Annotated in this window: 10 protein-coding genes; 2 read left to right on the top strand and 8 right to left on the bottom strand. The window is 35.8% G+C overall.

Annotated features, from left to right (window positions below; genetic code table 11):
- Positions 1–66: 66 nt before the first annotated feature.
- The 4 genes from ONG75_RS01175 to ONG75_RS01160 form a co-directional block, all read right to left on the bottom strand.
- Complete coding sequence (locus tag ONG75_RS01175) at positions 67–438, bottom strand: helix-turn-helix domain-containing protein (protein WP_041582616.1); 372 nt, start codon at positions 436–438, stop codon at positions 67–69.
- A gap of 34 nt (positions 439–472) precedes the next feature.
- A complete protein-coding gene (locus tag ONG75_RS01170) occupies positions 473–805 on the bottom strand; it encodes a helix-turn-helix domain-containing protein (protein WP_041582615.1) in 333 nt (110 codons plus the stop codon).
- Positions 806–908: 103 nt separating this feature from the next.
- Complete coding sequence (locus ONG75_RS01165) at positions 909–1568, bottom strand: JAB domain-containing protein (RefSeq protein WP_012673223.1); 660 nt, start codon at positions 1566–1568, stop codon at positions 909–911.
- Between the two features lie 127 nt (positions 1569–1695).
- Entirely contained in the window at positions 1696–2166 is a 471-nt protein-coding gene (locus ONG75_RS01160) for a hypothetical protein (RefSeq protein WP_264375544.1), read from the bottom strand.
- Between the two features lie 75 nt (positions 2167–2241).
- On the opposite strand from ONG75_RS01160, the gene miaA reads away from it, so the two are divergent.
- Both miaA and tnpC read left to right on the top strand, forming a co-directional pair.
- Positions 2242–3126 carry a tRNA (adenosine(37)-N6)-dimethylallyltransferase MiaA gene (gene miaA, locus ONG75_RS01155; RefSeq protein ID WP_264375543.1) on the top strand — a complete coding sequence of 295 codons (885 nt, stop codon included), beginning with the start codon at positions 2242–2244 and terminating at the stop codon, positions 3124–3126.
- 494 nt (positions 3127–3620) lie between these two features.
- On the top strand, positions 3621–5003 hold the full coding sequence (gene tnpC / locus ONG75_RS01150) for an IS66 family transposase (RefSeq protein ID WP_264375454.1): 1383 nt from the start codon (positions 3621–3623) through the stop codon (positions 5001–5003).
- Between the two features lie 35 nt (positions 5004–5038).
- Here tnpC and ONG75_RS01145 read toward each other — a convergent pair whose 3' ends face one another.
- From ONG75_RS01145 to dnaK, 4 genes are all read right to left on the bottom strand, one after another.
- Complete coding sequence (locus ONG75_RS01145; RefSeq protein WP_264375549.1) at positions 5039–6610, bottom strand: Mur ligase family protein; 1572 nt, start codon at positions 6608–6610, stop codon at positions 5039–5041.
- Positions 6579–7811: a cystathionine beta-lyase gene (metC, locus tag ONG75_RS01140; protein ID WP_264375542.1), complete on the bottom strand. Its 1233-nt coding sequence runs from the start codon at positions 7809–7811 to the stop codon at positions 6579–6581. The genes ONG75_RS01145 and metC overlap by 32 nt, the downstream gene beginning before the upstream one ends.
- A 7-nt stretch (positions 7812–7818) precedes the next feature.
- Positions 7819–8103, bottom strand: coding sequence for a BolA family protein (locus tag ONG75_RS01135; protein WP_012481743.1), 285 nt, complete (start codon positions 8101–8103; stop codon positions 7819–7821).
- A gap of 72 nt (positions 8104–8175) precedes the next feature.
- Positions 8176–10089, bottom strand: a complete 1914-nt coding sequence (gene dnaK, locus ONG75_RS01130) for a molecular chaperone DnaK (RefSeq protein WP_264375541.1) — start codon at positions 10087–10089, stop codon at positions 8176–8178.
- Positions 10090–10091: the final 2 nt, after the last annotated feature.

Raw genomic sequence — 10091 nt, 5'->3', positions numbered from 1 at the left:
ACCATAAAAAATTTACCTTAACTAGCATTGCTTGTAGAAGTGGATTGAAGATATATTCAGGCAATATTATTTATTGGCAAGCGCTTTTATCACTGAATGCACAATATCACGCAACGTTTCATCCTTAATTTTCCTGTATTCCCTCACTAGCCTTGATATTTCTTCACTACCCACATCGCTACAAAAGGCCTTATCGTGTAAGTCTTCAGAAGCTTTGGTAAAAAAATATGACATATCAACGGACAAAGCTTCTGCCAAATTATACAATCTATCAATTACAAGCCTTACCTCTCCAGTTTCATATCCTTGTATATGCTGAAATGAAATTCCGAGCTTTTTTCCTAAGTCTCTTTGGCTAAAACCGCATATTAACCTTCTCTTCCTTATTCTTTCACCTATTTGTTTATCAATAGGATGTTGTTCATCTTGTACAATCATTTATTAATATATTAACTGAGGTATTGAAGCAATACTAACTCTCATTGTAACTTTGAGAAAAAGATTTTACCAATATATAAACTACGCTACGTAACCTTTTGCTTTTAATTTCATTATATCCTTTGACTAATTTTAGTATTTCTTCATCATAAGTTTCATGTGAGTCGACATGCACATCAGTAAAAAAATCAGCCACATTAATCGATAGTGCTTTTGCTAAGTCGTATAGCCTACTGGCCAAAATTTGGTTTGAACTATTTTCGTACCTTTGTATTTGTCTATACGAAACGCCTATTTTCTTTCCCAACTCAGTTTGTGTTAAACCACAGTATAATCTAAGTTCTTTTATTTTTTTGCCTAATTCCACCTTTCATTACTAATTTTAGCTGCTCAAGCTTATATTGAATTTTTTAATTTATGAAGTAGAAAAAAAGAAGGAAAGTTGGAGAACTTTCCTTCCGGTCTACAGATTACAATAAACCACTATCATAAAAACTAAAGTGGCTCTTCTGTGTTACGATTATGTGATCTATTAATTTCATTCCTACATTTTCGCAGGTTGCAGCTAATGTAAGTGTGTTATCCTCATCCTCCTTTGATGGTTCTGTATCTCCACTTGGATGATTATGTGAAATTGCAATAGATGATGCATCTATCAGTAATCCCTGTTTGATTATTTCTCTCACATATAGAGGTACTCTGTCTATAGTTCCACAGTCTTGAATATACTCGTATATCAAATGACCACTTCGATCTAAGTATATTACTCGCAAGCTTTCCTTTCGTGACTGCCCTATTGCTGTTTTAAAGTATTTTAGTAGCTCTTCTCTGTTATCAAGAATCGACAGCTTTTTTAACTTACCTTTCAGTATCCTATCGAAAATCTCTTTCAGACAAAAGATACTTGCTATTGCTCCATCATTCATTCCTGTAACATTTTTTAGCTCATGAAAGTCAGCGTTAATTACCCTTCCTAAACTACTAAAGAGCTCTATTAGCTTTTTGGCCACTTCTCTTCCTTCTTCACATTCAGATAGAGTACGTTCCAGTAGCTCATGGTCAAGTAAAGACCTGCCTCTACTTGATAAAATGCGAGTTTCCAATTTTTCTTTTCTCTCACTATTATTCATAAAAACCTCCAAGGTCAACATTATATACAAATTCAACGCCAGCTTTCTGACGCAGTAGTTCTCGAGGAATAACCCTTTTGAACTCTAAATTTGCAATGTTGTCCTTGTTGCTTTTACAACAGATTTACTACAATCCGAACTCCGCATTGATTTTATCGACTATATCCTGTGGTGGATCATCTCCCCATCCTGAATGTAAAATCTCTCCATAATCTGCAACATCTATAGAGCCAGTTCTACTTTTTGCCAGAAACATTTCTCTTTTATCTTTATCAACTAATACATAGTGCCAAGCTGATCTTCCTCGATCTTTACCACGAACTAGATATACGAGATCTGATCTACTTCTTCTTGTTGCATCAGCAAAGGATCTTTCGTTGATAGTTCTGCTTTTACTCTTTATGCCGCCACTTTCAGAAAAAGCTTCCTTGGCTTCAGCTTTTTTGTTTGCCAATTCAGAAATTTTTCTTTTTGCTCCTAGTGCATGTTCTTTGGTATTTTGAGATGAATACTTACTGGAAAAACCTCCTCTTGTCTCATTAGAGGTCCTATTTGTAAAACGCTTAGTAAACGAGTTATCGTTATCATTTTCTGCCATAAAAGTCTCCAAATTTTAGATTGTAGAATCCAAATTTTTACTACACCCTATCATAGGTTAGTTAAATTAATATAAATGAAGGATAATATAGTAATTATTACAGGAATTACAGCCTCAGGTAAATCAGAATTATGCGATAACTTGATAAAAAAGTATAAAAACATTAGCATAATAAACTGTGACTCAAAGCAGGTATACAAAGAGATTCCCGTAATTACTGCTCAACCACCAAAGCAGAAAGAATTTTATAGGCTATACGGTTATGTTTCAGCAAGAGAAAATTATTCCGTAGGTTTATGGCTAGAGGATTTAAAGAGGGAAGTTAACAACGCGCTGAAAAATTCACGAATACCCATCATCACTGGAGGAAGTGGGCTTTACATTAGCAGCTTAATCAAGGGATTATCATCGATTCCACAAATAAGCCAGGAAGTGAGAGAAAACGTAAATGAACTTAGGAAAAATTTAAGTAAAGAGGAATTCTACAAATTAGTGCTAAGCAAAGATCCAAGGATTCAAGGTAAAATATTTATTAATGACTCACATCGCCTCTCAAGAGCACTTGAAGTTATCACTGAAACTGGCAAGACAATCTTTGTATGGCAAGAAAATAGACAGCCTCCTTTGTTCAATAATTTTAAGGTATATACAATTCTACCTAAACGTGAGGATATATACCGAAAAATAAATTCTCGTTTTATTGAAATGGTTGAAAATGGAGCAATTGATGAAGTAAAAAACCTACTTAGCATGAACCCATCTCCACATTTGCCAGCTATGCAAGCACATGGAGTACCAGAAATTATAAGATACTTAAAAGGGGAGATTACTTTAGACGAAGCAATACAGATTGCTCAAACAAACACAAGGCATTATGCAAAACGCCAGTACACTTGGTTTAAAAATCAATTTCCGAATTCTCAAGTGATTGACTGTGCAAATAAATTGACAGAATTTTAGATATTTTGATTATTATGTATTATATTGCTATGCCTATGCAAACTTTTCTTGATAGTATTAAACTTTTTTCTTAAAGAACTTTCATCATTGCCTAAATTGTGATTATTAAATTCTTTGTAAAAATATTCTTACTTATGAAGCGCTACTATACCTGTAAGAGCCTTTATCACTAAATGAACTATATCACGCAATATTTCATCCTCAATTTTTCTATATTCTCTCACTAATCTTGTAACCACAATCTCCACTTTCATATCCTTGTATAGCTCTTCTCATAATAGTAGGAACAAGATAAGATAGTGATTTAGTATAACAAGAAGGTAAAAATGCCAGCAGCGTACAGTTATGACTTAAGGAAAAAAGCCATTCAGGCGTTGGATGAAGGAGAGAGCAAAACAGCAGTAGCAAATTTTTGGGTATCCGTTCAGCGGAGTGGCAGAATAAGGTAGACAAGGTGATCTAAAAAGATAATCATAGAGCAAAAGTGAGGTAATGTGGTAAACCTTTTAGAGCTTTGCAAAAATTTACAGCAAAAAATAGAAAAGTTAGAAGCAAAAATAGAAAAGCTGGAAAGGGAGAATGAAAGTTTAAAAGCAGAGAACAAGGCTTTAAAGATAGAGAACGCTGAATTAAAGGAAAGGCTTGGTTTAAACTCGAAAAATTCATCTCTACCAAGCTCTAGAGAGTTGTACAAAATAAAAAAGGACAAGCCAAAGAGCGACAGAAACGTTGGTGGTCAGGTTGGTCATAAAGGAAGTTTTCGCGCCAAAATGGATGCAGATGAGGTGATAAAAGTAAAGTTGTCATCTACTTGTGAATGCGGAGGAGGGATTGCAATATGCAATGGACCGTACATTCATCAAAAAGTTGATCTTCCGGAAATTAGGCCTTATGTAGTGGAATATCAGATGGAGCATGGTCGTTGCCGGAGATGCGGAAAAAGAAGAAGCAGTAAGTTACCAGAAGGTGTTACGTCAGATACATTTGGTCCAAGGGTTAAGTCAATAATTGCAGCGTTCAGCGGATTCTACAAAAATTCAAAACGCGAAATAGCGAGTGTCGTAAATGATATCTTCAATTTGAACATAAGCGTCGTTAGCATATCAAATAGTGAACATAGAGTTGCTTCAAAATGCAAAAAAATGTATGAGCAGATCGAACAAGAGATAAGTAGGAGTAAAGTTCTACATATTGATGAAACGAGCCATTATAACAAAGGTAAACTCGCTTGGTGTTGGATGTTTGCAAGCAATACGGCAAGTTTTGTGAAGTTGACAGAGTCAAGAGGAATGAAAGTTTTAAAAAATAACGCATGCTGCAATCATAATAGCTTAGTGGTAACCGACAGGTACGCAGTATACAATTACTTTGCTGATGAAAAAAGGCAAATCTGCTGGGCACACTTAGCAAGGGATTTTGAAAGATTAGCGCATAGTTGGAATATTGAAGTCAAAGTTCTTGGCTGTTACTTAAGAAATGTAGCTACTGAATTATTTGCACTAAAAAAGGCTTTGCTAAAAAATGAGATAGATGTTTTTAGATTTGCCAGACGTGCCAGAAAGTTGCGAAAACGTACAAGGTATTACTTGAAGGAAATATCCTACTTACCTGAAGCAATTGGAGCCTCTCGAGTTGCGAAAAATATTTTGAAATCTGAAAGAATGATGTGGAATTTTTTAGATGACCCAAAAAACATTCCGCTGACAAACAACCATGCTGAACAGCAGATACGGCATTATGTCGTTTACCGCAAAAATTCGTATTTTACACAATCAAAGCGGGGAAATGCATTCCTTGAACGGATAATTTCGTTATACTTAACATGGAAACAAAGGGGTCTCAATCCTTTCCAAAACCTCTTATCTATTGTTTCTTAAACCACTCTCCTGAACGGATACTTATCTATTGTTTCTTAAACCACTCTCCTGAACGGATACGTTTGACATGCACCTGAACAGATACATTTTTGGTCCTCTCTAATAACTTCAACATCACTAAATTCAAGGGATTGGCCTTCTATTATTTGGAATCTTTCATGTCCTTTTCCTGCAACTAGCAGAATCATATTTTCATCATGTGCTATATTTATACCTTTCTCTATAGCTTTTTTTCTATCTCCTATCTCCAGTGCATCAGGGCAATGTAACAAAATATCGTGACGAATTTTCCCCGGATCTTCATCACGCGGATTGTCATCTGTGACTATAACTTTACCTGCAAGCATTTGTGCTATTTTACCCATCTCTGCACGTTTTGTTTGATCACGATTCCCGCCACAACCGAACACTAGAACTATCTTTTTATTGAAGTGCCATTTTAAAGACAACAGAGCTTGTTTGAGTGCACTTGGAGTATGAGCGTAATCGACAAATGCAAAAGTGTTCACTTTTTCCATTCTTCCAGGTGGAGAAGCGAGTTTATCTATACACATTCTTTGATAGTCCATACCAGATGAAATAACTATACCGATTGCACACAACAAATTATATGCTTGAAATTGCCCAAAAATCGGAAAAAATGCGTTATAAATTTCATCACCGATTTGAATTGTTAGGTATTGACCATTGGCAGTGGGTATCTGCTTTAATAAAGTAATGTCAGAGTTTTTTTTTCCATAGGTTATAACTTTGTTGCCACGCTTTTCAGCTATGTTGAGCAACTCTCCATATTCGCCTATATCTGCATTTAAAATCGCTGTTTTTTCTTTTGGCAATACCTCATCAAACAACCTTTTCTTGGCCTCAAAATACTCATCGATACTTTTGTGATAGTCCAAATGATCTTGAGAGAAATTAGTAAAAGCTGCAGCATTGAGCCTAAGTCCATGGATTCTGTATTGATCGATTCCATGGCTTGAAGCTTCTAATGCTAAGTGTTCTACGTTCTTATTATTTATGTCACGCAATGTGGAATAAAGATCATCTGCACTTGGCGTTGTAAGGCTATTATCTTTTCTATTATTATTGACACATGTTCCCAGTGTTCCTATAGACGCTGCATTATCTTGCCAAATCTGGCGACAAAACTCCACTACTGAAGTTTTACCATTCGTACCAGTTACAGCAGCAATATATTTAGGTTGTTTGAATTGATAAAACCTGCTGACTATTTCACTGTATATTCCTTGAGGGTCCGAGTGGTAAAGCACTGCAAAACTTGGAGTACTTGTCATTCGAGTAGAGGACACTGGAATCCAGTTTTCATTATACAATTGTCTAGTATGCTTATTTACAATTAAATTTTCTGGATCCCAGTGTCTGAGCACTGGGATGACATCTTTCTTGGCCCCTTGTATTACAACGTCTACACAGTTGTGTACACATCCATTAGGAAGACATGTTACGTGTTCTTTACTCCTTTCTGACACACAAACAAAAAGGTAACCTTCTTTAACTCTCTTAGGATTACATGTGACGCCTTTGATTTCAATATCAAAGTCAGCATTTACAATGTTATGCAGTAGCTCTTTCAGTCTCACAATCATCTTTAACACTTGAACATGGCAGTCTTATTAATGCAGTATTCAAGTCAAAAATCAAATCTTCAGGATCTTCTAGTCCGCAAAATATTCGCACAAAACTTCCACCATAATCTGAATTCATGACAGATCTTGACATAGATCTATGGTCTACTGGTAGTATCAAACTGTCACATCCTCCCCAAGAAGCACCAATGCCGAAAACTTTCATGTGATCAACCATGCAGCCTAGTTCTTCACATGAATATTCTCTATCGAGTACTATACTAAATACGCTACTTGCCCCTTTGAAATAACTTTTCCATAAATCATGCTGAGAATAGGAAAAAAGTGCGGGGTATAAGACTTTTTTGATTTTTGGATGTTTTTCCAGCCACTTTGCTACTTGCATTGCTGTACTTTGATGCTTCCTCATGCGTGTTTGCAGTGTTCTAAGTCCCCTGTGTGCAAGGTAACAGTCATGCGATTGAATGGTGACTCCATAATTTTTATAGCTCTCATAAAGCAATTTAAAAGTTTCACCTTCAGCAACCATAGCTCCCATCACTAAATCTGAGTGACCAGCTAGATACTTTGTCACCGCATATAGTGCAACATCAATTCCATAATCAAGCGGCTTAAACAACAAAGGGGTGGCCCATGAATTGTCACAAACGGTTACGATTCCACATTCTTTAGCAACTTTTACTATATGCTCTATATTTGAAATCTCAAACGTTATAGAACCAGGAGTCTCAATCATGATTAGTGAAGTATTACTCTGAACTAAATCAGTTATATCCTGTGTCGGATTATAAAAAGTTACTTCTACTCCTCTTTTTGGTAGTTCATTTTCGGCAAATCTCTTTAGTCTATAATAACTATTATCTTGTATCAAGACATGCGAACCTGCTTTAGTGAAAGTCAAAATAGCAAAAGTAAGTGCAAATAATCCAGAAGGGTAGATGAGTGCTTGTCCCCTACCCTCAATTTCAGCCAGTGCATTTGAAAAATAATGAACAGTAGGCGTACCAACATTACTGTAACTGTAATCCCTTGCAACACCATCATTGATTACATCGTATATACTTTCTCCATTTGCTGCATTTAAGTAGTCCTTGTAAGTAGGAAATAATATAGTAGAAGAATGATAAACTGGTGGGTTCATCGACCCTTTATAATCATTAAATTTTCTTCCTGCTTTAACTAATAAAGACTCTTCGTTCACATTTTTATTATTTATTTTTTAGATTGTATTCGCTTTGCGTATATAAGTGAAGAGAAATCGCATGTAATCGCTCTATTTCACTCTTTAATAATTCATAGATCAATTTATGCCTCTTTAAAGAGCTCATTCCAGAAAAGTCGTTAGATATTAATACTAATTTGATATGTGAAGGTAGTGTCGAAGAAGAAACAAAATAATGATCTACATGCTTTGCTGATTCATCGATAATATTAATATCAATTACACCTATTGAATCGCGTAATTTTTCTTCTATTGTCTTAATAATATCCACAATAGTTCCTTTAAGCAACAATACGCTCCTCTTGTCATCCCACAGTATCTGGGCACTGGGATGACAATCGAATTACTTATTCTCTTCTTTATTATCCATGTCTTGATAATCAGAATCTACTACTTTTTCTTCCTCATTATTTGTTGTGGATGAGCTTTCTCCACCTTGTTGTTGTTGAGATTCCTTATACATAGCTTCTCCAAGTTTCATAGATAACTGAGAGAGGTTAGTAACTTTCTGTTGTATTGAATCAGCATCATCAATGTTGTCAGATTTACTCACTTCCTTTAACTCATTAACTGCATTTTCAATAGCAGATTTATCTTCTGGAGAAATTTTATCACCATATTCTGTCAGAGATTTTTCTGTAGAATGAACTAAACTATCCGCTTGATTCTTCACTTCAATAAATTTCTTACGCTTTTCATCTTCTTGTGCTTTTTCCTCAGCTTCTCTCACCATCCGATTTATTTCATCCTCCGATAAACCACCTGAAGACTGAATACGTATTTTTTGCTCTTTTCCAGTAGCTTTATCCTTTGCAGAAACATGCGCTATTCCATTTGCATCTATATCAAATGTCACCTCAATTTGAGGAACCCCGCGAGGAGCAGGTGGTATTCCTTCTAAACTAAACTGACCAAGCAGTTTATTATCAATCGCCAATTTTCTTTCACCTTGATGTACCTTAATTGTAACGGCTGTTTGGTTATCTTCTGCAGTTGAAAATACCTGAGATTTTTTTGTGGGAATAGTAGTATTACGTTCAATAAGTGGAGTGAACACTCCCCCTAGAGTTTCAATACCAAGAGAAAGTGGAGTTACGTCAAGTAGTAACACATCTCTTACATCACCTTGAATAATTCCTGCTTGTATTGCAGCCCCAATTGCTACAACTTCATCAGGGTTAACTCCTCTATGTGGATCTTTGCCAAAGAATTCTTTAACTTTCTCTATGACTTTTGGCATACGAGTCATGCCACCAACAAGAACTACTTCACCAATTTGACTAGCAGACAAACCAGCATCTTCAAGAGCTTTTTTGCAAGGAATTATAGTCCTTTCAATTAAATCATTCACTAAACTTTCAAGCTTTGCTCTTGTTAGCTTCATATTTAAGTGTTTTGGGCCACTTGCATCAGCTGTAACAAACGGTAGATTTACTTCTGTTTCCATTGCACTTGACAATTCTACCTTTGCTTTTTCTGCAGCTTCTTTGATTCTTTGCATAGCCATTGGATCGTTTTTCAAATCAATGCCATTACTTTTCTTGAATTCACCCAGTAAATAATTTACTACTGCATTATCGAAGTCTTCCCCTCCAAGGTGAGTATCACCATTTGTAGCCTTTACTTCAAAAACTCCGTCACCTATTTCAAGAACTGAAACATCAAATGTACCACCACCAAGATCATACACTACTATTGTGTGTCCGTGCTTTTTATCAAGACCATAAGCAAGTGCTGCAGCAGTTGGTTCGTTAATTATTCTGAGGACATTTAATCCAGCAATTTTTCCTGCATCTTTTGTTGCTTGACGTTGAGAATCATTGAAGTACGCCGGCACTGTTATCACAGCATCCTTTACTTCTTCCCCAAGATAAGCCTCAGCTGCTTCTTTCAGGTTTTGTAGTATAAATGCACCAATTTGACTAGGAGAGTATTCTTTACTATCAGTTGTTTTAACCCATGCATCACCATTTTTTGCTGCAAATACCTTATACGGTACACCTAGATTCTTCATTTCAGGATCGCTATATTGGCGACCTATCAATCTCTTAGTTGCAAAAAAAGTATTACTTGCATTGGTAGTTGCTTGCCTTTTTGCTGGAGCACCAATCAACCTTTCTCCAGATGAAGTAAATGCAACTATAGATGGAGTAGTTCTTGCTCCTTCTTTATTCTCAATTACTTTTGTATCCTTGCCTTGCATTATTGCAACACAAGAATTTGTTGTTCCAAGATCTATACCTATTGCTCTTCCCATAA

It is taken from the genome of Wolbachia endosymbiont (group B) of Sphaerophoria taeniata (assembly GCF_947179355.1).
Taxonomy (GTDB): domain Bacteria; phylum Pseudomonadota; class Alphaproteobacteria; order Rickettsiales; family Anaplasmataceae; genus Wolbachia.
The sequence above is the reverse complement of the archived record's forward strand: the minus strand, read 5'-3'. Positions and strand labels throughout refer to the sequence as shown.